At 73.2% G+C, this 25,980-nt stretch carries 21 protein-coding genes; 14 read left to right on the top strand and 7 right to left on the bottom strand.

Annotated features, from left to right (window positions below; genetic code table 11):
• Nucleotides 1-97: 97 nt before the first annotated feature.
• From ACZ3UD_RS09940 to ACZ3UD_RS09950, 3 genes are all read left to right on the top strand, one after another.
• Entirely contained in the window at nucleotides 98-316 is a 219-nt protein-coding gene (locus ACZ3UD_RS09940; protein ID WP_465584640.1) for a helix-turn-helix domain-containing protein, read from the top strand.
• 693 nt (nucleotides 317-1,009) lie between these two features.
• Nucleotides 1,010-2,665, top strand: a complete 1,656-nt coding sequence (locus ACZ3UD_RS09945; protein WP_465584643.1) for a serine/threonine-protein kinase — start codon at nucleotides 1,010-1,012, stop codon at nucleotides 2,663-2,665.
• A gap of 14 nt (nucleotides 2,666-2,679) precedes the next feature.
• A complete protein-coding gene (locus ACZ3UD_RS09950) occupies nucleotides 2,680-4,299 on the top strand; it encodes a serine/threonine-protein kinase (protein ID WP_465584645.1) in 1,620 nt (539 codons plus the stop codon).
• Nucleotides 4,300-4,390: 91 nt separating this feature from the next.
• Here the strand turns inward: ACZ3UD_RS09950 and ACZ3UD_RS09955 are convergent, their stop codons facing one another.
• The gene (locus tag ACZ3UD_RS09955) at nucleotides 4,391-4,951 is read right to left on the bottom strand and encodes a hypothetical protein (RefSeq protein ID WP_465584648.1); all 561 of its coding nucleotides are present in this window, start codon (nucleotides 4,949-4,951) and stop codon (nucleotides 4,391-4,393) included.
• A 176-nt stretch (nucleotides 4,952-5,127) separates the two neighbouring features.
• On the opposite strand from ACZ3UD_RS09955, the gene ACZ3UD_RS09960 reads away from it, so the two are divergent.
• The 4 genes from ACZ3UD_RS09960 (at nucleotide 5,128) to ACZ3UD_RS09975 (ending at nucleotide 12,020) form a co-directional block, all read left to right on the top strand.
• Complete coding sequence (locus ACZ3UD_RS09960) at nucleotides 5,128-7,506, top strand: ATP-binding protein (protein ID WP_465584651.1); 2,379 nt, start codon at nucleotides 5,128-5,130, stop codon at nucleotides 7,504-7,506.
• A 341-nt stretch (nucleotides 7,507-7,847) separates the two neighbouring features.
• A complete protein-coding gene (locus ACZ3UD_RS09965; protein ID WP_465584653.1) occupies nucleotides 7,848-10,094 on the top strand; it encodes a hypothetical protein in 2,247 nt (748 codons plus the stop codon).
• Between the two features lie 750 nt (nucleotides 10,095-10,844).
• Nucleotides 10,845-11,195, top strand: coding sequence for a hypothetical protein (locus ACZ3UD_RS09970; protein WP_465584656.1), 351 nt, complete (start codon nucleotides 10,845-10,847; stop codon nucleotides 11,193-11,195).
• Nucleotides 11,196-11,396: 201 nt separating this feature from the next.
• A complete protein-coding gene (locus ACZ3UD_RS09975; protein WP_465584658.1) occupies nucleotides 11,397-12,020 on the top strand; it encodes a sigma-70 family RNA polymerase sigma factor in 624 nt (207 codons plus the stop codon).
• 360 nt (nucleotides 12,021-12,380) lie between these two features.
• Here the strand turns inward: ACZ3UD_RS09975 and ACZ3UD_RS09980 are convergent, their stop codons facing one another.
• Nucleotides 12,381-13,643, bottom strand: coding sequence for a serine hydrolase domain-containing protein (locus ACZ3UD_RS09980; RefSeq protein ID WP_465584661.1), 1,263 nt, complete (start codon nucleotides 13,641-13,643; stop codon nucleotides 12,381-12,383).
• 280 nt (nucleotides 13,644-13,923) lie between these two features.
• Here ACZ3UD_RS09980 and ACZ3UD_RS09985 point away from each other — a divergent pair, with 280 nt between their 5' ends.
• Nucleotides 13,924-14,919 (top strand): phospholipase D-like domain-containing protein, encoded by a 996-nt coding sequence (locus ACZ3UD_RS09985; protein ID WP_465584664.1) that lies wholly within the window; start codon nucleotides 13,924-13,926, stop codon nucleotides 14,917-14,919.
• 76 nt (nucleotides 14,920-14,995) lie between these two features.
• Nucleotides 14,996-15,937, top strand: coding sequence for an alkaline phosphatase family protein (locus ACZ3UD_RS09990; protein ID WP_465584667.1), 942 nt, complete (start codon nucleotides 14,996-14,998; stop codon nucleotides 15,935-15,937).
• Nucleotides 15,938-15,947: 10 nt separating this feature from the next.
• Here the strand turns inward: ACZ3UD_RS09990 and ACZ3UD_RS09995 are convergent, their stop codons facing one another.
• Nucleotides 15,948-17,195, bottom strand: coding sequence for an MFS transporter (locus ACZ3UD_RS09995; protein ID WP_465584670.1), 1,248 nt, complete (start codon nucleotides 17,193-17,195; stop codon nucleotides 15,948-15,950).
• Between the two features lie 82 nt (nucleotides 17,196-17,277).
• Here ACZ3UD_RS09995 and ACZ3UD_RS10000 point away from each other — a divergent pair, with 82 nt between their 5' ends.
• Together ACZ3UD_RS10000 and ACZ3UD_RS10005 are read left to right on the top strand one after the other, a co-directional pair.
• Nucleotides 17,278-17,805, top strand: coding sequence for a MarR family winged helix-turn-helix transcriptional regulator (locus tag ACZ3UD_RS10000; protein WP_465584672.1), 528 nt, complete (start codon nucleotides 17,278-17,280; stop codon nucleotides 17,803-17,805).
• A 221-nt stretch (nucleotides 17,806-18,026) separates the two neighbouring features.
• Complete coding sequence (locus ACZ3UD_RS10005; RefSeq protein ID WP_465584675.1) at nucleotides 18,027-18,626, top strand: hypothetical protein; 600 nt, start codon at nucleotides 18,027-18,029, stop codon at nucleotides 18,624-18,626.
• Here ACZ3UD_RS10005 and ACZ3UD_RS10010 read toward each other — a convergent pair.
• From ACZ3UD_RS10010 to ACZ3UD_RS10020, 3 genes are all read right to left on the bottom strand, one after another.
• Complete coding sequence (locus ACZ3UD_RS10010) at nucleotides 18,614-19,654, bottom strand: TolB family protein (RefSeq protein ID WP_465584678.1); 1,041 nt, start codon at nucleotides 19,652-19,654, stop codon at nucleotides 18,614-18,616. The genes ACZ3UD_RS10005 and ACZ3UD_RS10010 overlap by 13 nt on opposite strands.
• Before the next feature lie 198 nt (nucleotides 19,655-19,852).
• Complete coding sequence (locus tag ACZ3UD_RS10015) at nucleotides 19,853-20,209, bottom strand: hypothetical protein (protein WP_465584681.1); 357 nt, start codon at nucleotides 20,207-20,209, stop codon at nucleotides 19,853-19,855.
• A 58-nt stretch (nucleotides 20,210-20,267) separates the two neighbouring features.
• Nucleotides 20,268-21,566: a DUF5685 family protein gene (locus tag ACZ3UD_RS10020; RefSeq protein WP_465584684.1), complete on the bottom strand. Its 1,299-nt coding sequence runs from the start codon at nucleotides 21,564-21,566 to the stop codon at nucleotides 20,268-20,270.
• 171 nt (nucleotides 21,567-21,737) lie between these two features.
• Between ACZ3UD_RS10020 and ACZ3UD_RS10025 the strand changes: the two genes are divergently transcribed.
• From ACZ3UD_RS10025 to ACZ3UD_RS10035, 3 genes are read left to right on the top strand one after another with little or no spacing between them, the layout of a single operon-like run.
• On the top strand, nucleotides 21,738-22,214 hold the full coding sequence (locus ACZ3UD_RS10025) for a helix-turn-helix domain-containing protein (protein WP_465584687.1): 477 nt from the start codon (nucleotides 21,738-21,740) through the stop codon (nucleotides 22,212-22,214).
• Nucleotides 22,211-23,740: an MFS transporter gene (locus tag ACZ3UD_RS10030; protein ID WP_465584689.1), complete on the top strand. Its 1,530-nt coding sequence runs from the start codon at nucleotides 22,211-22,213 to the stop codon at nucleotides 23,738-23,740. Before ACZ3UD_RS10025 ends, ACZ3UD_RS10030 begins: the two co-directional genes overlap by 4 nt.
• Before the next feature lie 28 nt (nucleotides 23,741-23,768).
• Entirely contained in the window at nucleotides 23,769-24,455 is a 687-nt protein-coding gene (locus tag ACZ3UD_RS10035; protein WP_465584692.1) for an alpha/beta fold hydrolase, read from the top strand.
• Nucleotide 24,456: 1 nt separating this feature from the next.
• Here the strand turns inward: ACZ3UD_RS10035 and ACZ3UD_RS10040 are convergent, their stop codons facing one another.
• A complete protein-coding gene (locus tag ACZ3UD_RS10040; RefSeq protein ID WP_465584694.1) occupies nucleotides 24,457-25,920 on the bottom strand; it encodes a DUF2252 domain-containing protein in 1,464 nt (487 codons plus the stop codon).
• Nucleotides 25,921-25,980: the final 60 nt, after the last annotated feature.

The following is a 25,980-nucleotide window of genomic DNA, read 5'->3' on the forward strand; positions in this document are numbered from 1 at the left end:
TCACGGCCCGGAGCTGAGGTTTTGACGGGCGAGCGGGAGACGGTTGAGACGGGGCGCCGGGAAGCGGATGAGACGGATCATCCGAAATGATCAGTTCATGACGTCCGTCGACCCGTCAGAGGGGCCCGCGATGAGCCAGTCCTGGAAGCCGCTTCCTGATGATCTTTCGGAACCCGCCCGGCGGCTGGCCGAAGAGCTGCGCGCGGTCAAGCACGCGCACCGGATCTCGTTGGCCGAGCTCGGCCAGCGGACCTACCTCAGCAAGGCCTCCTGGGAGCGGTGGCTGAACGGGAAGCGGCTGATCACCCCGCAGTGAACTCGCCTCTCCCACCTGCGGGTTCACCGGGTTCGGTGTGGGGGGGGGGGGGGCTGACTCCGTCGCGGCGGGCCTCTGCAAAACCCGAGTCGCTTCGAATTCACCGGCGCTCCGGGTAGGGCGAGGTGTGTCCGGTCCTCGCCGGGCAGGACTACGAGGCCGTGACCCCGAAGGAGATCGGCGAGGAACCCGCACCTGGCCCGATTGCGAGGCGAAAACGCCAACAGCCCACCGTGTGGTGGGCTGTTGGCAGTGTCACGGCCGTTCAGGGCGGGGTTCGGGCGGCCGTGGGGGTCAGCGGGGCGGGGTCGTTCGTGGCGTGGCGCTCGGGGCGCCCGCTTGCTTCGAGCGGGGAGCTCCCAGGGCACCGAGCACCGGGCTGTCCAGCGGGCTGGCCGCCAGCCGGTCCAGTACCGTCGAGAACGCGGCGCGGAGCCGATGGGCCCGGTGGCGCACGTCGGGGACGCGGGAATGGAACGCGGCGGATACGGACATGCGGATCACCTCCGGAACGACCTGCGGACCTGCAGGTGGGTCGAGCCTGCACCGCTTCGCCCGCGCCCGAGCCCGCCTTGACGACCTGCTGACGCGGTCCTGACGCTTCGTGAATCCCGGGGGTCGAAGGCGGCCGGTCGGGCGCGAACGCCCCGTCTGTATCATCTGTCGCACGCAGCGGCAGGGGGGCATGTACACGTGGAGACGCTGGGGCCGTACGGGCCGGTGCAGGTGGGTCCGTTCCGGGTGCTGGCGGTGCTCGGGCAGGGCGGGATGGGCCGGGTGCTGCTCGGGGTCTCGCCGGACGGGCGGACGGCGGCCGTGAAGCAGGTGCACGCCGAGTTCGCCGAGGACGACGGGTTCCGGGTGCGGTTCCGGCGCGAGGTGGAGGCCTCCCGGCGGGTGTCCGGGGCGTACACGGCGGCGGTGATCGCGGCTGATCCGGAGGCCGGAACCCCGTGGCTGGCCTGCCAGTTCGTGCCGGGCCCGGCGTTGAACGAGGCGCTGGCGGCGGCCGGGGCGCTGCCCGAAGAGGCGGTGCGGCGGCTGGCGGCCGGGCTGGCGCAGGCGCTGGTCGACGTGCACGGGGCCGGGCTGATCCACCGTGACCTCAAGCCCTCGAACGTGCTGCTCGCCGAGGACGGCGTGCGGGTGATCGACTTCGGGATCGCCCGGGCGGCCGAGGGGCAGGACACCAAGCTCACCCGCACCGGCGCGATGATCGGCTCGCCCGGCTACATGTCGCCCGAGCAGGTCGAGGGGCGTGAACTGACGCCCGCCAGCGACGTGTTCGCGCTCGGCGCGACCCTGGCGGTGGCCTGCACGGGCCGGCCGGCCTTCACCGGGGAGTCGCTGCCGCGGATCCTGTTCAACGTCCTGCACGCCGAGCCCGAGCTCAGCGGGGTGCCGGAGGGCCTGCGGCCGCTGGTCGCGGCCTGCCTGGTCAAGGACCCGGCGGCCCGGCCGACCCCGCAGCAGGTGCTCGCGGCGGTGGGCCGGATCGCGCCCTCGACCCGGCCGTGGCCGGAGGCGGTGCACGGCCTGCTCGCGGCGCAGCGGGCGGAGGTCGCCCGGCTGTTGGGGGCCGCCGCACCGGCCGTGGGCGAGCCCGCGCCCACGGTGGCCGCGGCCGTCACGCCGACCGAGCCGCAGCGGGCACCGGTGCGGCGGCTCGGGCGGGGACGGCGGATCGCCCTGGCAGTGGGCGCGGTGGTGCTGGCGCTCGCCGGGCTGGCGGGCGGGCTGGTCGCCACCGGGGTGGTGAACCTGGACTCGGTGTTCCCCGAGCCGGTGCCCACGCCGGGGAACGTGCCGCTCTCGAAGGTCCAGGACCGGTACGCGCGCGTGGTGCCGAGCTGCGCGGACGCCGCCAAGGTGACGGCGCCGCCCGAGTTCTCGAAGCCCTGGGGGAACCCCGGAACCTGGGAGGCCACGGACTCCGACGGGAAGCTCCCGGAGCAGGGCTGCGAGTGGGACACCCGTTCCGGCGACGAGATCCAGATCGTCTGGGACGTCTTCCCGACGGTCCCCGGCGGCAGGACCGGCGCCGAGCGGGCCAAGCAGCACTACGAGAACCTCTACATGGGAGGCCGGACCCGCGACTCCGGCATCACCTTCGCCGAGGAGGCCTTCTGGCTCCCGTCGAAGTACCTGAACGAGTCCAACTGCGTCCTCTACGTCCGGGACGTCAACCTCTACGTGTTCATCGCGGTGAAGGGGGCCACCTATCCGCGGGGGCGGTGCGAGTCGATGACCAGGACGCTCGGCGAGTCGGCGGTGAAGCTGGCGCGGACGGTGTCCGCGAACGGCCCGAGCCCCCAGGGCACCGCCACGGCCCCGGTGTTCCCGCAGTGACGGGGATGCCGCAGTTGAGGCCCCGTCGGGAGTCCGATCCGGCGGAGGTCGGCCCGTACCGCGTCCTCGCCGAGCTGGGCCGGGGCGGGATGGGCCGGGTGCTGCTGGGGGCCGGGCCGGACGGGCGGCTGGTGGCGGTCAAGCAGGTGCACGAACGGTTCGCCGCCGACGCCGGGTTCCGGGCCAGGTTCCGGCGGGAGGTCGGCGCCTCGCGCCGGGTATCCGGCGCCTACACCGCCGCGGTGATGGACGCCGACGTCGAGGCGGTGACGCCCTGGCTGGCCTCGGTGTTCGTGGTCGGCCCCTCGCTGGGCGCCGCCGTGGAGGCCGCCGGGGCGCTGCCCGCGGACGCCGTGCACCGGCTGGCGGTCGGCCTCGCCACGGCCCTGGTGGAGATCCACCGCACCGGGCTGATCCACCGCGACCTCAAGCCGGAGAACGTCCTGCTCGCCGAGGACGGCGTCCGGGTGATCGACTTCGGCATCGCCCGGGCCGCCGAGGAGGAGGCCGAACTCACCCACACCGGCGGGGTGATCGGCTCGCCCGCGTACATGTCCCCCGAGCAGGCCGAGGGCCGGGCGCTGACCCCGGCGAGCGACGTGTTCTCGCTCGGCTCGGTGCTGGCCCTCGCCCTGACCGGGCGCAGCCCCTTCGCCGGGGCCTCCACCCTGCAGACGCTCTACAACGTCGTGCACAGCGAGCCGGACCTCACGGCCGTCCCCGCCGTCACCCGCCCGCTCCTGGCGGCCTGCCTGGCCAAGGATCCCGCCGCCCGCCCCACCCCGGCGCGGCTGCTCGAGCTCCTCGGCCCGGTCGCCCCGGCCGGGCGGCAGTGGCCGGCGGCGGTGCACGCGCTGATCGCGGCGCAGCAGGCCGCGGTGGACGGGCTGCTCGCGCAGCCGCAACGGACGGTGGCGCACCGGACGGTGGTGCTGCCACCGCAGGGGACCGAGCCGACCTCGTACCACCTGGTGGCGCCGAGGCCGGCCACCCCGGCCACCACGGTGGACGCCGCGCCCGGGCCCGAGGAACCCGCCGCCGCGTCACCCCGGCGCCACCGCCGCACCGCCGCCCTGGTGACCGCCGGGGCCGTCGCCGCGGCGGGCATCGGCGTGGGCGCCTACCTGCTGCTGCGCGACCCGAACGGCCCGGCGGTACCGGACAAGTACCTCAAGGCGCCGGTCTGCGCGGAGGCCGCCGCGCAGTTGCCGCTGCCGTCCTCGGAGCACAAGCCGGACGAGGACCGCTACCTGGAGCAGTCCACCTTCGCCCGGATCAACTGCTCCTGGTACGGCTCGACCGTCGTCGCCGGGCAGCGTTACTGGGATCAGACGCCGTCCGCCTCCGTCCAGTGGGAGTTGCAGCGCAGCGCCGGCAGCAGCGGCAACGCCACGCAGACGCAGCGCAAGGACTTCGCCCACGCGGCCAAGGGCAAGCGGCGCGACAACGGGCTCGGGATCGGCGACGAAGCGTACTGGGACTCGTCGGGGAGCGGGGAGGGGTGCTCGCTGGTGGTCCGCGACGGCAACCTGAGCCTGTCCGTCGGCCTGGGCGGAAAGGAGCACCCGACGCAGGGCTGCGAGGCGGAGGCGGTGAAGGTCGCCCGCGCGGCCCTCGCCGCGATGCCGCGCTGAGCGGATCCGGCCGCGAGCCGCGGTACCCCCGTTGCCGCGGCTCGCGGCCGGTCGACGGACGGCGCCCCGGGGCGGCCCGTCGGCCTGTGGATCAGTTGCTCACATTGATGCAACTGCCGGTGTACACACCGCCGTTGGCGTCGCTGAAGCCGCACCACCAGCCGGCGGTGACGTAGCCGTTCGGCGTGTAGGTCGCGGTGTACCAGGTGCCGCCGGTCGCGTGGAAGCTCGTCCCCGTCACGACGGCCCCGGAGGGGCTCTTGATCTGGATGTCGGCCCAGGTGCTCGCACCGTAGTAGGTGCTGTTCTCCATCGTGCGGACGTAGTAGCCGCTGCCGTCGACGGCGAAGCAGACCTTCGGGTTGACGCCGTTGCAGGTGGTGGCCCAGGTGGGCTGCGTGGCGTCGCCGGTGCCCGAGGCGGGGGCGGGAGCGGCGGTCTGCGGCCGGCCGGTCGAGCGGTAGACGGTGAGGAACCCGTCAGCGGTCCTGACCTCCTTGACCGGTACGGGGCCGGTACGGGCCGACGTGGTGGACGGGGCAGCCGAAGCGTCGACCGTGCCGCCCGCGCAGAGCGCCGCGAGGGCGACGGCGACCGCCGTCATCCGGGCCGGACCCCCGGTCGGTCGCGAAGCGGCCCTGCGAGCGTTCATGTCTTCCTCCTCGGACGGGGCCGTTCGGCGCTCATCATCGCCGCGGCGGGGCCGGGCCGACCACGACGTTGACCTGACGTTGACCTGACACTTGGGCATGCGTCGGGCTACTCTCGTTCGCGATCAGTGCCGGCCGGGCAGACGTCGGCACGGTTCGCAGGGGACCAGGGGGATGAGTGGGGGCTGCTGTTTTCGCCGAGCTGTTGCGGGAGCGACGACTGTCGGCGGGGTGGAGCCAGGACGAGCTCGCGGAGCGCTCGGGGGTGTCGGCGCGATCGATCAGCGCCCTGGAGGCGGGCGGGCGCCGACCGCGACTGTCCTCGGTGGTGCGGCTCGCCGAGGCCCTCGGCGTCGACCAGGACACCCGTACCCGGTGGCTGGCGGCGGCACGGGACACGGACCCGCAGCGCTCGGCCGGGTCGGACGGGCCGGACGCTCCGGCGGCGGCCCCGGCCCCCGGAGCCGCGGCTTTCCCGCCCCTTCCCCCCGGCCTGTCGTCCGGCCCGACCGGGTCGAGCAGGCCGCAGCAGCTGCCCATGGCCATCCGGCACTTCACCGGGCGTGCCCGCGAGCTCCAGGTGCTCGACGAGCTGCTGGCCGACGTGACCCCCGGCTGCGGCGCGGTGGTGATCTCGGCGATCGCCGGCACCGCGGGCGTGGGCAAGACCACCTTGGCCGTGCACTTCGCCCACCGGGTGGCCGAGCGCTTCCCCGACGGTCAACTCTTCGCCAACCTGCGCGGGTTCGACCCCGACCGCGCCCCGGTCGACGCCGCCGACGTGGCGCGCGGCTTCCTGGACGCGCTGGGCGTTCCCGCCCTGCGCGTCCCCGCCGACCCGGACGGGCAGCTCGCGCTCCTGCGCAGCCGGCTCGCCGGCACCCGGACGCTGATCGTCCTCGACAACGCCCGCGAGGCGGAACAGGTCCGCCCGCTGCTGCCCGGCTCGAACACCTGCCTGGTCGTGGTGACCAGCAGGAACCGGCTGCCCGGGCTGGTCGCCCTGGACGGCGCCGTCCCGCTGACCCTGGACGTGCTCTCCCGTGCGGAGGCGCGCGAACTGCTCGCCCGACGTCTGGGCGCCGCGGTGGTCGAGGACCAGCAGGACGCGGCCGACGAGTTGATCGAGCTCTGCGCCCGGCTGCCCCTGGCCCTGAACATCGCCGCCGCACGGGCGGCCGACCACCCCGGCACCCCGCTCGGCGTGTGGGCGCGCGAACTGCGGGACTCCCAGGTGCGCCTGGACCTCCTGTCGGCCGGCGACAGCCACGCCGACGTCCGGGTGGTGCTCTCCTGGTCCTACCGCGCGCTGGCTCCGCAGGCCGCCCGCCTGTTCCGGCTGCTCGGCCTGCACCCGGGCCCGCACGTCAGCGCGGCGGCCGCCGCGAGCCTCGCGGGCCTGCCGTTGTCCGAGACCCGCGCCCTGCTGGAGGACCTGCGCCGAGCCCATCTGATCACCGAGCCGGAGCGGGGCCGGTACACCTTCCACGACCTGCTGCGCGCCTACGCCGCCGAGCAGGCGGCCGCCCTCGAATCCCCGCAGGGGCAAGCCGGGGCGACCCTGCGGATGCTCGACCACTACCTGCACACCGCACACCGCGCTGGCTGCCTCGCCTACGCCGACGACGCCGCCTGGCAGTCGCTCGACCTCGCGGAGCCGACCGCCGGGGTGGCTCCCGAGGACCTCGCCGACCGCCGGCAGGCGCTCGACTGGTACCGGGACGAGCAATCGGTGCTGGAACGGATCGTCGACTCGGCCCACCGGGCGGGGGCCGACGTCCACGCCTGGCAGCTCGTCGGCGCGCAGGTCGCCTACCTGCTCAAGTCGGGGCTGTGGCAGCAGTGGCAGCGGGCGAGCGAGACCGCGCTGGCCGCCGCCGAACGCACCGGGGACCTCCGCCGACAGGCACACGCGCACCGCTGGCTCGGCCAGGTGCACCGCTCCCAGGGCCGACAGCCTCAGGCCCAACGCGAACTGCGCCAGGCCCTCGAACTCTTCGAGGCGCTCGGGGACCGGCCGCGCGAGGGCAGGACCCGGCTCGACCTCGCCATCGCCCACGGCGAGGAGCACGCCGACGCCGAGGCGGTGGCCGAGTCCCGCCGGGCCCTGGAGCTCTTCCAGGCCATCGGCGACCCCTCCGGGCAGGCCCTCGCGCTCAACAGCATCGGCTGGTACCTGGCGCAGCATGGCGAGCTGCGGGAGGCACTCCCGTACTGCCGGCGCGCACTGGACCTGGCCCGCGACACCGGCAACCTCCCCGGCCAGTCGTCCATCTGGGACAGCATCGGCTTCATCCACCACCACCTCGGCGAGTACCACGAGGCGCTCCCCGCCTACCACGAGTCGCTGCGCCTGCGTCAGGCCGTCGGCGACTACTTCCTCCAGGCCGACATCCACACCCACATCGGCGACACCCACCTCGCCCTCGGCGACGTCGAGGCCGCCCGAGACTCCTGGATCCGGAGCCTCGCCATCCTCGAAGACCTGCAACACCGCGACGCCGACGCCGTTCGGGCCCGGCTGAACGCGAGCACCGGGCCGGGGCGGCTCCGCTGAGCGGCGGACCCGGCACCGGAATTGACCTGACCGGTATTCCGGCCGTGCGGTGGCGGACGGGAAATCCGCGCGCTCGGGCGGAATTGTCAGGGGCCCGCCAGAACCCACGGCCGATGCCGCCCGGTACGGGGAAAGGGCTGGTCAGAGCCGTTCGGCCAGGCCGTCATCAATTGTCGTTAACCCTCCCGACATTGACGGGTGCGCATCCTGGCCGAACCTTCTTCCAGTAATTCCCCAGCCCTTGGTAAACCTTGTTCCCAGCCTGCTGCGCGGGCCCTGTCCGGCCGGGCATCATCAGCTCCCATGAGTCGACTCACCGCAATACCGCAGGGGGCTTTCGCGTGAGAGCCTTCCGCTTCCTCCCCGCCGTCGCGCTGGCCGTCGCCACCGCGGTGATCGGGTTGGCCGCCGTCGTCCCGGCCTCGGCCGCGACATCACGGGTGGACCTGAACGTCCTGGTGGTCACCGACGGCAACCCCTGGGTCGAGGGGATCCGGCAGCAGCTGGCCGCCGAGGGCGTGCCGACCACTGTCATCGACCTCACCAGCACCAGCCGGGCCACGATCACGGCCGGCTTCCTGGCCGACACACTGGCCGACGGCACCCCGCACGGGCACTTCGAGGGCGTCGTGCTGCCCAGCGACGCCCCGTCCCAGCTCTCCGCGGCCGAGCTGAGCACACTGGCCGGCTACGAGCAGGGCTACCAGGTCCGGCAGGTGGACGCCTACGTCTGGCCCGGCACCAACACCGGTCTGAACGCTCCGAGTTGGTCGGGCTCGCTGGACGGCACCAGCGCCACCGCGACCGCCTCCGCCCGTGCGGACGCCTTCCGCTACCTGAACGGTCCGGTGCCCTTCGAGGGCACCCCCGGCGGGAACGGCTCGTACGGCTACCTGACCACCCCGCTGCCCGACGACCCGGCCACAGGCTCGCACTTCGAGCCGTACCTGACCGAGACGGTGCCCGGCACCACCACCCAGGGCACCCTTGCCGGGGTCTACACCTCCGGCGGGCGCCAGCAGTTGGTGCTGACCTTCGCCTACAACTACTACCAGCAGCAGTACCGGCTGCTGGCGCACGGCATCGTGGACTGGGTCACCAAGGGCGTCCACCTGGGGTACTGGCGCAACTACTTCTCGGCCCACATCGACGACCTGTTCAACGCCAACTCCCGGTGGAGCCAGAGCGGTCACTGCACTCCGGGGGAGGGCGACTGCGTCGGCACCGTGCCGGCGACCACGCCGATCCGGATGACCCCGGCGGACGTCACCGCCACCGTCGCCTGGCAGCAGCAGAACAACTACACCCTGGACTTCCTGTTCAACGGCGGCCCCAGCCTGGACTACGCGGCGGCAAACGGCGGCACCGACCCGCTGACCACCGCCCTGCTGGCGAACAAGAACAGCTTCTGGTGGCTCAACCACACCTACCAACACCCGTTCCTGGGCTGCGTGCAGAACTTCACCGTGATCCCGTGGAAGTGCCAGACCGACTCCACCGGCGCGATCCAGTACGTCGACCAGGCCACCGTCGACAGCCAGATCCAGCAGAACATCCAGTTCGGCCAGGCCAACGGACTGCCGTTCAGGCCGGGCGAGTTGGTGGCCGGTGAGCACTCCGGCACCATGATGCTGCCGCAACAGCCCAACGACAACCCGAACTTCCTCGCCGCGCTCAGCCAGAACAACATCCAGTGGCTCGGCGTGGACGCCTCCCGGGAGACCGGCGAGCGGCAGATCGCCTCGGCGCTCGGCGTGCCGCGCCACCCGATCAACGTCTTCTACAACGTCTCCACCCAGCCCGACGAGGTGAGCGAGTACAACTGGCTCTACACCTCCAAGGCGAACGGCGGCAGCGGCAACTGCGAGGCCAACCCGACCACCACCACCTGCATCACGCCGCTCGACCTGAACACCGGCTGGGCGGGCTACGTCCTGCCGATGCAGGAGAAGATCACCCTCGGGTATGTGCTCAGCAACGACCCGCGCCCGTTCTTCATGCACCAGTCGAACCTGACCGACGACCGGCTCGCCCTGCAGACCCTGACCGGCATCCTCTCCACCTACCGCGGCTGGTTCACCCCGGACACCCCGGTGGTCAACCAGACCCTCACCGACGCCGGTACCACCCTGCAGCGGCAGACCGCCTGGCAGCAGACCCTGACTGCCGGCACCGTCAGCGGCTACATCCAGGGCGGCGCCGTCACCGTCCAGGGCCCGGCCGGCGCCACCGTGCCGGTCACCGTCCCGGCCGGCACCACCGTGACCGGGGGCGCCGCCTTCGGCTCGGTGTACGGCGGCGAGCAGTCCGGCTACCTCACCCTCGGCGCCGCGCCGACCAGCCTGACCCTGACCTCCGCCGCCTTCGGCACCGCCACCAGCCCGACCCCGAGCACCGGGATCGCGCTCGCCTCGTACTCGATCGGCTCGCCGCACGAGGTGCACCGCAACGGCACCGCGATCACGGTCACCGACCCGTACGGCACCCACGTGCTGCCCAAGCTCGCCGGGAAGCCGGACGAGGAGCTGCACGTCGGCGGCACGCACCACCATCCGTACCAGACGCCGGTGGCGCAGACGAAGAAGTAGCCCGAACCGCGCGCTGACGGCCGGCCGGGGCACCCGCCCCCGGCTGGCTGTCGCCTTTTCCGCAGGCAGGTGGTGAACCGGATCGCCCCCACCGTCCGCAGCACCGACGTGGGCGCGTGCAGGGGCGCGTCCCGACGGCCGGTGCAGGCGCACCTGTTCGTGCTGAACAGGCTGGCCTCGGGCATCGGGTGGACGGAGCGGACGACGAGCCGGCCGGGCAGTGCCGTTGCTCGTCCCCGGGGGTACCGCCGGGGACGAGCACGAGGACGGGGTCGGCCCGGTGTTCGGTGAGGAGGGTGCCGAGGAGGGTGGTCAGGCCTTCGGTGGGGCTGCCGCGGACGGCGATGCGATGGCAGACGCCCAGTGGGACGCGGATGCGGTCGATGAGGTGTCGGCGCATCGCTTTGCCCCCGAAAGCCATGGGTGACCTCCCGATTGATGCCTTGCCCGACGAGCGGTGTCTCCGGCCGGTGCGTACAGCCGGGACTACGGCCGACGGTTCCCCTCCGGTTCACCTGAACCGCCGTTGACGGAGGCACCGTTGAGCGGGGCAGGGCGCGGGCCGCGCCCCCCATGTCGGGTGCGAGTGGTTGCTCGTGCGCAGCGGCGCCCGGTCGGCCGTACGTCGAAAGCCCTCTGCTCGTCCGGCCACCGCTCGGTACCGTCGTGCGTTGGCACCCGGCGCGCGCCGAGTGCCAGCGAGGTCGGACGAGTGCGAGTCCCGTGTGCGGGACGGCGGAGGGACACAGGATGGATGCGGACGGGCCGGAGGCGCGCGAGTTCGTCGCGGCCCTGGTGCGGGTGGGCGTGCCGGAGGTGCCGGGGCCGCCCGGGCTGGCGGTGCCGGGGGGCTCGGCCGAGGCGGTGACGGCGGTCGCCCGGCGGCTGGCGTTGCGGGTGGTGCCGGAGGGCAGGTGGAGACCGGAGCCGACGCCGGGGCTGATGGGTGTGGCACGGGCGCTGGTGGTGGACGAGCACCCGTCGGCGCCGGGGTGGACGGTGGCGGAGCGGGAGCGGCTGGCGACCTGGGTCGCGGTGCTGATCGAGCACCGGGGCGAGGACGGCGTGGAGGAGCTGGTCCGGGCGCTCAACGGGGCGTGACGGCGCCCGGGCCGCCCCGGGTCACGACCGGCCGGGACCAGGCCCGAGGTTGCGGCACTCCGCAGCAGGTCGGGTGCCCTGTGGCGGGCGTTGGCGAATCGTTGGTGCGGCCTTGGCGGCGTCCGACAGGCTGGTGTCGAAGCCGCCGAGGACGTACGGCGGATGTCTTGCCGTGCCCTTGCCCGACCTGAGAGGTAGCGCGTGTCGAAGCCGTCAGTCGCCCAGCCCATGCCCGTCGTCCAGCCGCCCGCCGGCCCGTCGGCCGCCGTGGCGGCGACACCCGAGCAGGGCCCGGCCCGACCGACCCTCGCCCCCGAGACCCTGGCAGAGATCCACCGGTTGCACGGTGGCTACCTGCTGCGGGCCCTGCTGCGGACCACCGGCGGTGACCGGGGCAAGGCCGAGGACATCCTGCAGGAGACCCTGCTGCGGGCCTGGCAGCACCCGGAGGCGCTGACCAACGGCCCCGAGCAGAGCCGCCCCTGGCTGTTCACGGTGGCCCGGCGGATCGCGATCGACCACTACCGGATGGCCGCCGCCCGCGCCAAGGAGGTGATCGGCGAGCCGTTGGAGGACCGGCCGCTCGCCGAGGACCCGTACGAGCAGGTGGTGGTCGCCCGGGACATCGCCCTGGCGCTGCGGCGGGTGCAGAAGCACCACCGTGAGGTGCTGGTCGAGCTGCACCTGAAGGACCGCTCGGTGCAGGAGGCCTCGGCCAGGCTGGGGGTGCCGCCGGGGACGGTCAAGTCCCGGAATTTCTACGCGATCCGGGCGCTGCGGCCGGTCCTGGCGGCGGAGCGCGGGTACGCGCCGGTCAGCGGGTGAGAGCCGGCCGGTCGGCGCGCGGGCGGAGCGGGCTGACGGCCCGGGTCGAGTCCGCGCAGGTCGGCGTGGAGCCGGCCGTCCGGGAAGCGGTCGGCGGCCTGGTGGGCTCAGGCGGCCGTCCGGCCTGCCGCAGGCAGCGCATCAGCAGCGCCACCAGCTCCTCGCGCAGCCCGTCCCGACCCGTAACTCCACTGGCCCGAGGAGCCGAATCCGCACCAGTACCTCCAGCATGCCGCACCTGGGACAACCGCGGCCGTCCTCACCGAGGCGCTCACCGACCTGAGCGCGGACGGCAACCGCCCCGGCCGGGTCGCAGCGTAGCTTCGGCGGCGAGGCCGGTCCGGGGCAGCGGCGCGGGGATCAGATCCGGATGTCCTCCACCACCGGGAGGTCCTGGTCGTCGCCGTCCTGCGGCGCGAAGGCCGTGCGCGGCGCGACCGCGGGCTTCTTCCCGCAGAAGGCCGGCTCCAGCGCGTTCATCAGCCCCTGGGTCACCGCGCCGTTGTTGGAGGCGTTGGCGAACACGACCACGCTGCGCTGCCCGTCCGGGGTGGTGAAGGACTGGGTCTGGTAGCCCTGGACGATGCCGCCGTGCCCGTACACGTCGCCGCAGGAGAGCGAGATGCGGCGCAGCCCTAGCCCGTAGCTGATCTTCGCGGTGGGCGTCGGCAGCGCGGCCTCCATCTGCTTCAGCGAGGCGTCCGAGATGAGTCCGCCGTTGCTGCCGGCCATCAGCGCGGTGAGGAAGCGGTCGAGGTCCCCGGCGGAGGAGATGACCGCCCCGGCGCTCCACACCCAGGAGCCGGTCTGCTCGGTGGAGTCCAGCAGCGGCTTGGTGCGGTCGTCGTTGGTGAGGTAGCCGGTGACGTGCGCGCCCTTGATCCGCTGGTCGGGTACGACGAAGGAGGTCTTCTCCAGGCTCAGCGGCTCGATGATCCGCTCGCGCAGCACGTCCGCGTACGGGCGGCCGGTGAGGTGCTCGACGGCGAGGCCCATCAGCACGAAGTCGGTGTTGGAGTAGGAGTAGCGGCTGCCCGGGGTGTACTGCTGGCCGTGCTTGACGGACATCGCGACCAGGTCGGCCGGCTGGTACACGTTGGTGCGGATGCGGGCCTCGAAGGCGCTGGTGGTCTCCTCGCCCGGCTGTTCCAGCAGGTCGTTGGTGTGGTCGTAGATGCCCGCGCGGTGCTCCATCACCTGACGGCCCGTCATGGTCCAGCTCTCCGGAAGGGTGCCGGCCGGCAGGTAGTCGCGCAGCGGCTTGTCGAGGTCGATCCGGCCTTCCTCCGCCAGCTGCATCACGAGAACGGCCGCGAACATCTTGCTGTTGCTGCCGACCCGGAACCTCCACGAGGAGTTCATCGGGGTCCCGTCCAGGTTGGCCTGGCCGACGGACAGGGAGCGGGTCCTCTCGTCCTCGTCGTGGTCGCGGATGACCGCGAAGGCGCCCGGGGCGCCCGCACGCATGGTGGCCTGAAGTGCGCTGAGTACCCCGGCGGTGTCCGGGACGGGCAGCGCGGCGCCGTCCTGGTCGACGGCCAGGGCCGGTACGGTTCCGGTCGCCGCCAGGACGGCAGCGGCGGCGGCCACCGCGAGGGGACGCAGCAGGCTGGTCTTCGCCATGTTCCTCGGCTCTCTCGTGAGCTGACGCGGCGTCCGGTTGCGCCGCTCGAAGATCACTATCACCGGTCCGGGCGGCCGGTGGCAATGTGAACCGGACTGCCCGCCTCGTCCGTTGTCGGCCGGTTTGCCGGGCACACCGTTCGTTTCCCGGCCCGGAGACAAGGTTTTACCTGCTGTCGTCTACCCGCGTTGACTGGCATGACCCCATCCTGTTCGGGCGCGCCGTTCGAGCTTCCGGTGCGACGCACCTGACTTCCCCCCACCGATCAGTGGAGTCCCCATGCCCCTGGCCACCTTCGCACGCCGTGCGGGTGCGCTGCTCCTCGTCGGCGCCGGTCTGATATCCGCCAACGGCACCGCCCAGGCCGACGCCCTCGACGCCGGGACGTACTCGGCGATCGTCTTCCCCGACCAGAGCCACAGCGTGGTCGACAGCTTCATCAGCTCGGCCACCACGTCCGTCGACGTGACCATGTACGAGCTGCGCGACACCACGGCGGTCAACGCCCTGATCGCCCGTCAGCGGGCGGGCGTGCGAGTCCGGGTGATCCTGGACGCCAAGCACACCTCGGTCAACGGCGCCGCCTACAGCGCGCTGCGCGCGGCCGGCGTGGGCGTGACGTACTCCTCCTCGGCCTACGTCTACACCCACCAGAAGACCGTCACCGTCGACGGTGCCAAGTCCCTGATCCTGACCGGGAACCTGGACGCCACCTACTACTCCAGCAGCCGCGACTACGGCGTCTTCGACGACGACGCCAACGACGTCGCCGCGATCGAGCGGGTCTTCGCCGCCGACTATGCCAGGACCTCGATCACCCCCTCGGACGGCGACAACCTCGTCTGGTCGCCCACCGACTCGCAGGACCGCCTGCTGGCGCTGATCAACGGCGCGCAGACCTCTCTCGACGTCCAGGAGCTGGAGTTCGGCGACCCGGCCCTGGTGGACGCGATCACCGCCGCCGCCAACCGCGGCGTCACCGTGCGGGTCGTCGGCATGGACCCGAGCTCGTACGGCTCCTACTTCGACCAGGTCACCACGGCCGGCGCCAACGTCGTCACCTACTCCTCGACCACCGGCCTGTACATCCACGCCAAGGCCATCGTGGCCGACTACGGCACCCCCTCGGCGAAGGTGTTCGCCGGCTCGGAGAACTTCTCCGACAACTCGCTGAACAACAACCGCGAGCTGGGCCTGATCGTCTCCGACTCCGGGGTGCTCAACACCATCGAGACGACCTTCAACACCGACTTCGCCAACGGCACTCCGTACTAGGCCGTTCGCGAGCGTCCGACAGTCCGTCACCTCCCTTCCTTCTTTCCCCGAGTCCGATCTCACCCGAGGATTCGTCATGACCTCGTCCGCGAAGCCCCTGAACGACGCCCCGCTGAACGACACCCCCGACACCCCCGACGTCCCCCGTCGCCGCTCCCGCCGCAGCGCGACCGCGATCGGCTCGGCCGCCGCCCTGGTCGCCGCCTCCGCCGGCCTCTGGGCGGCGACCGCCACCACCGCGCAGGCCGCCGCGCTGCCCACGCCCGACCACATCATCGTCGTGGTGATGGAGAACCACTCCTACAGCCAGATCATCGGCAGCAGCAGCGCGCCGTACATCAACAACACCCTGAAGGCGGGCGGCGCCAACCTCACCCAGTCCTTCGCCATCACCCACCCCAGCGAGCCGAACTACTACGCCCTGTTCTCCGGCTCCACCCAGGGCAGGGTCGACGACAGCTGTGTGACGGTCGGCGGGTTCCAGGCCCCGAACCTGGCCTCCGAGGTGGCCGCCGCCGGGAAGACCTGGGCCAGCTACAACGAGTCCCTGCCCGGCCAGGGCAGCACGGTCTGCAGCAGCGGCAACTACGCGCAGAAGCACAACCCCTGGTTCGGCTTCGGCAACGTCCCGCTGAACACCGCCATGACCTTCGCGCAGTTCCCGACCGACTACACCACCCTGCCGAACGTCTCCTTCGTGGTGCCGAACCTGTGCAGTGACATGCACGACTGCTCGATCAAGACGGGTGACACCTGGATCCAGAACAACCTGGGCGCGTACGCCACCTGGGCGCAGAGCCACAATAGCCTGCTGATCGTCACCTTCGACGAGGACAACAGTCTGTCCGGCAACCGGATCCCGACCGTGGTCTACGGCGCCCACGTCGCCCCGGGCAGCAGCTCGGCCACCACCTACAACCACTACAACGTGCTGCGCACCCTGGAGGACCTCTCCGGGGCGAGCGGCCACGCGGGCAACGCGGCGAACGCCACGGACATCACCGGCATCTGGAACTGACGGGCCAGTCCTAGGAGTTGACCGGGACCGGCGGCTGCTCGACGGCCGCCGGCTCCGGTGCGTCCCGGTCGGCGCCGAGCCGGCGCACCCCCGGCACCGCCGCCGTGCCCGCGCACACCGCGCTCACCAGCGCGGCCGCGGCCAGCAGCGGCACCCGGCTGCCCCAGGCGTCGGCGGCCAGCGGCGCCAGCACGTACCCGAGCGGTGCGGCGGCCAGCGAGAGCAGCCAGTCGTAGGAGGTGACCCGGGCCAGCACCCGGGCCGGGAAGTCCTGCTGGACCACCGTCTCCCAGACCGGATTGAGGAAGCCCAGCCCGGCCGTCGCCACCCCGTACGCGGCCACCGTCACCGGCGCGGGCGCCGGGACGGCGAGCGCCAGCAACGGCAGCCCGTACAGGGCGAGGGCGAGGTTGCCGACCAGCACCGGGCGCCGGGGCCGGACCCGCGCGGCGAGCAGCGAGCCCAGCAGCAGGCCGACCGCCCCGGCCTGGGTGATCGCCACCCAGACGCCGTCCCCTCCCAGGCGGGTGGCGGCGATCAGCGGGCCCAGGGTGAGCGCGACGGCGCTCGCGCCGTTCCACACCCCGTGGGCGATCAGGCTGGTCCAGTACCAGTCCCGGGAGCGCACCTCGCTCCAGCCCTCGGCGAGGTCCCGGCGCAGCGAGCGCGACCCGGAGGGTACGTGGGCGACGGCGATCCGGGTGAGCAGGGCGGCGCTCAGCAGGAAGGAGACGCCATCCAGGACGAAGGCCCAGCCCGGCCCGGCGGTGTACACCAGCACCCCGGCGAGCGCCGGGCCGCCGAGCCGGGCGGCGCTGGTGGCCGAGCCGAGCAGGGCGTTGGCGCGCAGCCGGTGCTCGCCCGGGACGGTGCCGGTGACCAGTGGCGAGGTGGTCGGCATGGCGAAGGCGGAGGCGGCGCCGCCGATCGCCCCGGCGACCGCGATGTGGGCGAGGCTGGGGCGGCCGCCGAGGAGTTCGAGGCCGACCAGCAGCTGGGTGGCGGCCCGCAGCAGGTCGGTGGTGAGCGCGATCAGGCGCGGGTTGAAGCGGTCGCCGACCACTCCGCCGAAGGGCAGCAGGAGCAGCCTCGGCACCATCGCGCAGCCGAGGACGAGGGCGAGCGCCCCGGAGGAGCCGGTGGCGCGGGTGATGGCGATGGCCAGGGCGGCGGGTACGACGGCGTCGCCGAGGGTGGAGACCGTCCGGCCGAGGAAGAGCAGGCGGAAGTCGGTCAGGCGCAAGGGGTGTTGGGGCATGCGCGGTACTGTATTTCGGTGTCGAAATTTCGGCAACGAATATTTCGGAAGCGACAGATCTTCCCCTTTGTAGACTCCTCCCATGCCCGAGCACCCTCCCCAGCAGCCGCCCCCGCCCCGCGACTGGACGGACGGCCACCTCGATCGCTGGCTACCCGTGCTGCCCGACCTCGACCCGGACATCGAGGGCGCGGTGACCCGGATGTCACGGCTGACCCATCACCTCGGCCGCGTCCGCGAACAGGGCGTCTGCGACTACGGCCTGCACAAGCACGAGTTCGACACCCTCCACGTGCTGGCCGGCCGCGGCGGCCACGCCGCCCCCTCCGACCTGCGTGCCGACCTCAACCTCGCCCCGGCCTCCATCACCGGCCGCCTGGAAACCCTGGAACGCCGCGGCTTCGTCCTCCGCTCCCCGTCCACGGAGGACCGGCGGAAGGTCGACATCGTGCTGACGGAGGCCGGCCGCGCCGCCTGGCAGGAGGCCCTGGACGTGGTCGGCCGCGAGGAGCGCCGGCTGCTGGGCGTGCTGACCGAGGACGATCGGCGGACGCTGTCGGACCTGCTGCGGAAGGTGATGCTCGTGCAGGAGGCGGCAGAGGGGTTGTGAACTGCTGGGGGTTGAGGTCGTTTTGGTGCGTATAGGTGTCCACGAGTTTGTTTTCGGTCACGGCTCGTTGGATCGACGGGACGACTGTCAGTGGCGTGTGTGAGGGTGGTGGCACTGACGGCGAGTCGGGGAAGCGGTAGGGCCCGGCGAAAACCCGCGAGACATGCCCCGGCAGGCGCACGGGTCGACCGGCGAGGCACCCGCCTGGTATCGATAGGGGCGTGCGATTCGAACTAGTGCCGATGCCGGACGAGGTGGGGGCGCGCCCCAAGGACGGGCGCGGATACCCGGTGCCGGCGATCACGCCGTGGCAGGACGGTCAGCCGCAGTTCGCGCTCACGGACCACGGGCGCAGCGCCGACTGCGCGCTGGAGCGCCGGTGCTCGGTGTGCGGCGGGCTGATGCCGCGCGGGCCGGTCTGGCGGGTGGTCGGCGCAGCCGAAAGCGCCGCGATCGCCGAGGCGATCGCGGCGGGGCGGCCGTACCGCAACCTCGCACCGACCATGGAGGGCCCGGGCCACCGGTCCTGCATGCTGTACGCGTCGATGGTCTGCCCGTACCTGGCCCGGCCCAACGCCCGCCGGAAGGTGACCGCCCAACCCGCGGCGGACGGGGTGACGTCTGCCGCCGTCCGCGGTGCGGCGCGCGGCGGGACGGGCGCGGTGGTCGGGTTCGGTGACTACGAGTACGCGGTCACCGAGACCCGGGTGCTGTTCCGCTTCCTGGACGTGGTCGAGTTCCTGCCGCACGAGTCGGCCGACGAGCATCTGGCCGAGCTGCGCGCCGAGCTGGCCCGGGCGACCGGGGCTCAGGGCCGGTAGGAGGGCAGGCCCTTGATGGTGGAGACCTGGGTCGGTGCCGCCGAGCCGTCGGCCGGCAGGGTGCTCACGCCGTCCGGGGTGCGGGCTGCGACGGTCTTGCCGTCGGGGGACCACGCGGGCTCGGTGTAGTCCGTGGTGGCCGAGGGGGTGAGGTCCTTCTCGGCCTTCTGGTCGTGCGAGGTGGAGCGGGTGAACAGGTGGTCGTGCCCGTTCACCGAGCGGACGAAGACGATGTGCTCGCCGTCGGGGGACAGGGCCGGCTGCGAGCCCTTGGCCAGCTCCCTCGTCGAGGGCCGGATGTAGTCGTCGTAGATGTACACCTCGTCGGCCGGGGTGTTGGCGTACACGATCTGGTCCTGCTTGCCGCCCGCGTTGGGCCAGGTGTTGCCGGTCTCCGGCGGCTGCGGCACGCTGTCGCCACCGCCCTCGGAGCTGCTCGGGGTGAGTACCTGGGGGGTGCCGCCCTTGGCGGGGATCGTCTCCAGCCGCAGCGTGCCGCCCTTGCTGGACGCGAACACGATGTTGTTGAAGCGCTCGGTCTCGTTGGGCACGGCGCCCCCGCTCGGTCCCTTGTCGGCGTGCTGCCAGGTCGGGTGGGACCAGGTCTCGCCGCTGGGAGCCTTGGCGAGGGGCGCCTTGCCGCTGCCGTCCGGGTTGGCGGTCATCAGATCGCCGTCGCCGTTGACGAAGACGACCTTCTTGCCGTCGGGGGACCACGCGAGGTCGCGGACCACCGTGCCGAAGTCGACGGTGGTGCCGTTCATCGCGACGGCGTTGGTGCCCGTGCTGATGGCCAGGTGGTTGGCCGCGGAGGTGCCGTTGACCTCCTTGCCGCCCGGCGCGGGGCTGCCGGAGTGCGACCCGCCGCCCGGCACCGCGGTCCCCGGCGCCGCCGTACGGGGCGCGCTGGGGGCGGCGGTGGAGCCGGGGTCGCTGTTGTCGGGGCCGCAGGCGGAGAGCAGGACGGCTCCGACGGTGGTCATCAGGGCGATCGCGGCGGCGTTGCCGAATCTGTTGCGCACGGACATTTCCAGGTCCCCCTCGGGTGGTGCTGTTCGCTTCCGACGAGGAGGTTCCCAGTCCCAGGTCTGCGCCCGATGCCCGCCGCGTCACAGGCGTGGAACAGAGTGGGCCCGGGTCCCACACTCTTCCGGACCCCGGACCCCGGACCCCGGACCCCGGACCCCGGACCCCGGACCCCGGACCCCGGGGCGAGGGGAGGGGGCTCAGCTGATGGTGTAGCCGGAGCCGAAGGCGGTGATGGTGGACGGGCCGTCCAGGTCGTAGTTGCCGGTGGCGGCGATCCGGCGCAGGCACTCCACCCGGTCGACCGACGTGTGCCACTCGTCGGCGGTGGAGGAGTTGGCCGGGTTGTTCAGGTCGTCGACCCGGCCTTCGAAGACAGGGCGCCGAGCGGTTCCGGCAGTTGCTGGCCGGGCTGGAGAGCTCGCTGGCGGCGGCCCGGGAGGCGGCGGGGCGTGACGCCTGAGGGCGTCGAGCCGCACCCGATGGTGGTGCCGCCGCTCCGGCGAAGAGCCGAGCAGCGCGAGGACGTGGACCGGCCCGGGGTGCTGCGGGGGCACCCCGGGCCGGTCTCGTCCGATCGGGCCGAGCCCGGCCGGGAGGAGAACCGACGGTACGTCAGCAGTCGCAGCCGCAGTCGCAGCCGTCGCAACCACAGTTGTCGCAGCCGCAGTCGTCGCAGCAGTCGCACCCGCACTTGCAGCAGTCGCAGCAGCCGGAATCGCAGCCGCAGTCGCACGCGTCGCAGCAGTCGTGCCGCTCGCAGAAGCCCTTGCGGCGCTCGCGGCTGAACGGGTCGTTGTGCTCGCAGCAGAGCAGCTGGCAGGTGCAGGCCATCAGCGCCCAGACCGCGCACCCGGCGAGCAGGTTGCGCGGGTGCGGCGGCTTGCCGCCGGGCGGGGTGAAGCCGGGGCCCTGCGGCACCCACGGGGGGATCGGCGCCTGGTTCGGGTCCTGGCCGGGGTACGGCCCGCCCGGGTACCCGGGCGGCACCTGACGCGGCGGCGCGTCCTGAGGGTGCTCGCCCTGGGCGCCGCGCCGGCAGTCCGCCCCGTGCGCGGCCGGGCCGAAGACCCGGTCGACCGCGCGCTCGGTCTCGTGCCCGAGCAGTACGTGCACCAGCGCTCGGTCGCTCAGCTCGACCTCGCGCAGCGCGAGCCGGATGCCGTGGACGGCGTCGCGACAGAGCCGCTCGGCCTCGGCGCGGTCGGTGCCGGTGGCGGTCAGCGGGTTCCAGGCGCCCGAGGCCGCGTCGGCGGCCTGGTCCTCGGCGGCGTCCAGGAGATGGGCGAGCCGGCCGAACAGCCGCCCCGCCTCGGCGAGCGGGGCGGCGTTGCCGGGGCGCCCGGCGATCGCGGCGGTGTGCGCGAAGGCGGCCGAGGTGGCGGTCTCGGTGGGCTCGGTGACCAGCAGCACCGAGCCGCCCGGCAGTAGCGAGCGCTCCAACTCGCCCTGCCGGGAGGCGGCGTCGAGCAGCACGGCGGTGTCGAAGCCGACCGTGGAGGCACTGCCCGCGCTCTGCCGGTCCCAGCGCCGGGTCACCGCCCGAGCCCCGGCGGCCACCGGGCGGCGGGCGAACACGCCGTCCCGGTCCTCGACGTGGTCGCGGATCTTCACCGAGGCGAGCGCGAGCGAGACGGCGGCCGCCAGCCGGGCGCCCTCGCCCTTGGCGACGGAGGCGGTCCGCATGCCGCGCAGCGGGCACGGCCCGGCGGTGCGCCGCCAGGAGGAGTCCTCCCGGGCGGCCTGGGCCTCGACCAGGACGGAGATGATCAGCCCGTCGTAGTTGGTGGCGGTGCGGGCGAGTTGTCCGTGGTCGTCGCGCAGGGCGAGGCAGAGCCCGCACAGGTGCGCCATCCAGGAGGTCTGGAGCCGTTCGGACAGCCGGTGCCTACACGGTCTGATGATGCCGAACACGATCGTGGTCCCCCCGCCCGATGGGCCGCTGACCGGCCACTTTGTCGGCGGACATCATATGATCACCGGCTCGCCAGGGTCGAGGGGGAGGAGGCGAGCTGCCGTCAGACCTTCACCAGGCCCTCGAAAAACCGGAGAAGGTGATCTCATATCCGGGATAGCATCGCGAATATGGGAATCGATACGGCTGCCGACGAGCGGCTGGCACAACGGCTCGCCGAGCTGCGGGTCGAACGCGGTTGGACACTGGAGGAGTTGGCGCGGCAGGCGGACGTCAGCCGCTCCACGCTGTCCCGGGTGGAGCGGGCCGAGGTCAGCCCGACCGCCGCGCTGCTCGGGCGGCTCTGCGCCGTGTACGGGCGGACGATGTCCCGGCTGCTCGCCGAGGTGGAGTCCGAACCGGCCCGGCTGGTGCGCGCCGGGGAGCAGCAGGTCTGGCAGGACGCCGACATCGCCTACGACCGCCCCTGTCTGCCCGGGCTGGAGCACCATCTCTGGGTGTTCGAGGGGCGGTTGGAACTGACCCTGGACGGCGAGGCACAGCTGCTCGGCCCCGGCGACTGCCTGCGCTACGGCTCCGGCACCAGCCGCTTCCGCAGCCTCGGCCCAGGTGAGGCCCGCTACGCGCTCGTGGTGGTCGAACCGTGAGCGCCGCCGCCACCGGGCCGATAGGCGAGGGCCCGATGGCCGACGGCCCGATAAACGAGGGCCCGGCAGCCAAGCCGCCCAGGGAGCGCTTCGACGCCGCCGGGCGCCGCGTCCTGCTGGTCTGCGTCGCGGGCGGGTTCACCACGCTGCTCGACCAGTCCGTCCTGAACACCTCCATCCCCGCCCTGCGCGAGGCCCTGCACGCCCAGCCCGCCCACCTGCAGTGGATCGTCGCAGGGTACTCGCTCGCCTTCGGCCTCGCGCTGATCCCCGGCGGCCGGCTCGGCGACGTCAAGGGCCGCAAGTGGTTCTTCGTCACCGGACTCGCCCTGTTCACCCTGGTCAGCCTGGTCTCCGCGACCGCCACTGACCCCGGGGTGCTGATCGCCGCCCGGCTGCTCCAGGGTGCGGGTGCCGGGCTGGTCAACTCCCAGATGATCGGCACCCTCCAGGACGTCTTCGACGGCCAGTTGCGCGCCCGGGCCCTCGGCATGTACGCCGTCACCGGAAGCCTCGCCTTCGCCCTCGGCCCGCCGATCGGCGGCATGGTGCTGGCCGCGGCCGGCCCCGAACTCGGCTGGCGGCTGACCTTCCTGCTGAACGTTCCGTTCGGCGTGGCCACCGTCGCCCTGGCCGCGCGCCACCTGCCCAAGCCCCGCCCGGCCGCCCGGCACGCCGACCTCGACCTGGCCGGCCTGCTGCTGGTCGGCGCGCTCACCCTCGCCCTGATGCTGCCCTTTGTCCAGCCGCCCGGCTGGACCGGCTGGCTCGGCTTCACGGCCGCCGCCCTGCTGCTGCTCGGCACGCTCGCCTGGTGGCAGCGCCGCTACGCCGGACGGGGCGGGCACCCGCTGATCCACCCGGCGCTCACCCGCTCCGCGCCGTACGTGCTCGGCACGGCCACCGCGATGGCCCAGTTCGGCTCCTCGCTGGCCGCCTCGCTCGTCCTCACCATGTTCCTCCAGGACGGCCTGGGCCTGTCCCCGCTGGGCGCCGCCCTGGTGGCGCTGCCCTCCGCACTGGCCATGGCCACCGCCTCCGCGCTCGCCTGGCGGGTGGTGCAGCGCTTCGGCCGACGCACCATCACCATCGGCATGATCGGCTCCGCCCTGGCCATGCTGGGCAGCGGACTGGTCGCCCACTGGGCCCCGGCCGCCGTACTGCCCTGGCTGCTGGCGATGCTGCAGCTCCTCAGCGGCGCCTCGGTCGGCCTGATGGGCTCCACCAACCAGGCGTTCGTGCTGCGCCACGCGCCCGCCGAGGCGGCCGGGGTGAGCGGGGCGATCCTGCAGATGACCCAGCGGATCGCCGCCGCCGTCGCGGTCTCGGCACTGTCCGGCGTCTACCTGCGGGCGACCGCCGGGGGCGGCGGCCACCGCTCCGCCTACCTGGCCGCCAGTACGGTCTGCGCCGCGGTGGCCGGACTCGCCGTGCTGGCCTCGGTGTTCGCCGGCCGGGCGGGCGGGCGGGAGCAGCGCGAGAACGAACCGCTCGCGATGAGCCGAGGGCGAACACCCGTCCGGTGAGGCCCCGTCGGCACGTACGGTGGCGGGCATGACGAAGGTACGGACGGTTGAACTCCCCGAGGTCGTGCTCGCCTACCGCGAGAGCGGACGGCCCGACGGCCCGCCGCTGGTGCTGCTGCACGCCCTCGGTGAGCGCGCGGCGGACTGGGACGTCGTGCTGCCCGACCTCGCCCCCGGGCACCACGTCTACGCGCTCGACCTGCGCGGCCACGGCGACAGCGGCCGCACCGCCGGGTACAGCCTGGAGGCGATGCGCGACGACGTCCTGGCCTTCCTCGACACGCTCGGCCTGGGCCGGATCGACCTGGTCGGCCACTCGATGGGCGGCGCGGTCGCCTACCTGCTCGCCCAGGCGGTGCCCGAGCGGATCGACCGGCTGGTCCTGGAGGAGATCCCCGCGCTCCACCCGCGTCCGGCCAGCGGGCCGGCCGAAGGAACGGAGGAGCCGGCGCACTTCGACTGGGCGATGGTCCGGGCCGTCAAGGCACAGCTCGACACCCCCGACCCGGCCTGGCGGGAGGGACTGACCCGGATCACCGCCCGCACCCTGGCCGTCGCGGGCGCGGGGGACAGCCACGTCCCGCAGGAGCGGATCGCCGAACTCGCCCGGCTGATCCCGGACTGCCGGCTGGTCACGATCGAAGCCGGACACCTGGTGCACAGTGCCCGGCCGGGCGAGTTCGTCGCCGCCGTCGCGCCGTTCCTCGCCACGTGAGTCAGACGCCCTGCTCGGCGGGCAGCCGTCCGCTGCGTACCGCCGTGACCAGCTCGGCGTGGTCCGCCTCGGTGCGGTCCGCGTACGCGACGGCGAAGGCGGCGACCGCCTCGTCCAGCGCCTCGCTCTTGCCGCAGTACCCGGCCAGCAGGCCCGGGTCGGCGGTGTGGGCGTGGGCCCGGGCGAGCAGCGCGCCGGTGATCCGCGCGTAGTCGTCCAGCTGGGCCGGCAGCAGCGCGGCCGGGTCGACGCTGCCCTTGCGGTTGCGGAACTGCCGGACCTGGTACGGAAGTCCGTCGACGGTGGTCCAGCCGAGCAGGGTGTCACTGACCACCTGCATGTGCTTCTGGCCGAGCACGACCCGCTTGCCCTCGTGCTCCTCCGGCTGTTCGCGTCGCAGGTACGGCAGCAGCACGGACGGCCTGGCCTCCTTCACCTGCAGCACTAGCGGCTGGTCCCGGTGGTCGGTGAGCAGGACCACGTACGAGCGGGTGCCGACGCTGCCGGTGCCCACCACCCGGAACGCCACGTCCTGCACCCGGTGGCGGGACAGCAGGGTGCGCACCTCGGGGGCGACCGTCGCCACGTACGGGCCGAGCGCCTCGGCCACCGCGCGGGCGGTCGCGTCGGTCACCTCGGTGAGCACCGGGGGCGCGGCGGTGAACCGCCAACCGCCGTCCGCCGTACGGGTGGTGCTGCGGGCGGCGAACCGGGCGCTGGTGTTGCCGAGCGCCTTCGCGCCGACCTTCTGCAGCACGTCGGCGAGGTCGTGCGCCTCGGCGAAGGACACCAACTGCTCGTCCGCCACGGCGTTCCAGGCGTCCAGCGCGGGCAGCTTGGCGAGCGTGCGCATGGTCCGGCGGTAGGAGCCCGCCGCGTGCTGGGCGGCCGTCCGGGCGGTGGTCTCGCTCGCCCCGGTCTCCCGGCCGGCCAGCACCAGGCTGGTCGCGAGGCGTTTGAGGTCCCACTCCCAGGGGCCGGGCACGGTCTCGTCGAAGTCGTTGATGTCCATCACGAGTTGGCCGCGCGCGTCGCCGTACAGCCCGAAGTTCGCCGCGTGGGCGTCCCCGCACAGCTGCGCGTCCACCCCGGTCACCGGGGTGCCCGCGAGGTCGGCGGCCATCAGCCCGGCCGACCCGCGCAGGAACGCGAACGGCGTGGCGGCCATCCGGCCCACCCTGATCGGCACCAGCCCCGGGATCCGGCCCGCGTTGGACGCCTCTATCGCGGCCACGGCGGTCGGCCGGTCGGTGGCGGCCGCGAACTCCGCATGCCGCTCCCGGGGCACCCGTTGCCGCAGTGCCTTCCCGCGCTCCCGTGCCCGCTGCGCCCGGCCGTCCGGTCCGGCCGCGAACCCGGGGACGGCGAACTGCCGCCGCACGGTGGTGTTTCCGTTGTCCGTCACTGTTTCCCGCCCGCCTGCCTTGCTCCGAACTCCCGCCCGTGACCTGCACGGATGGCTCATCAGGGAGGAGTGACGTCCGGCGTCGCGCGGTGGTTCCTGGGGCCAGGGTGCGGATCTGAC

The sequence above is a fragment of the Kitasatospora sp. NPDC023118 genome (assembly GCF_055560875.1).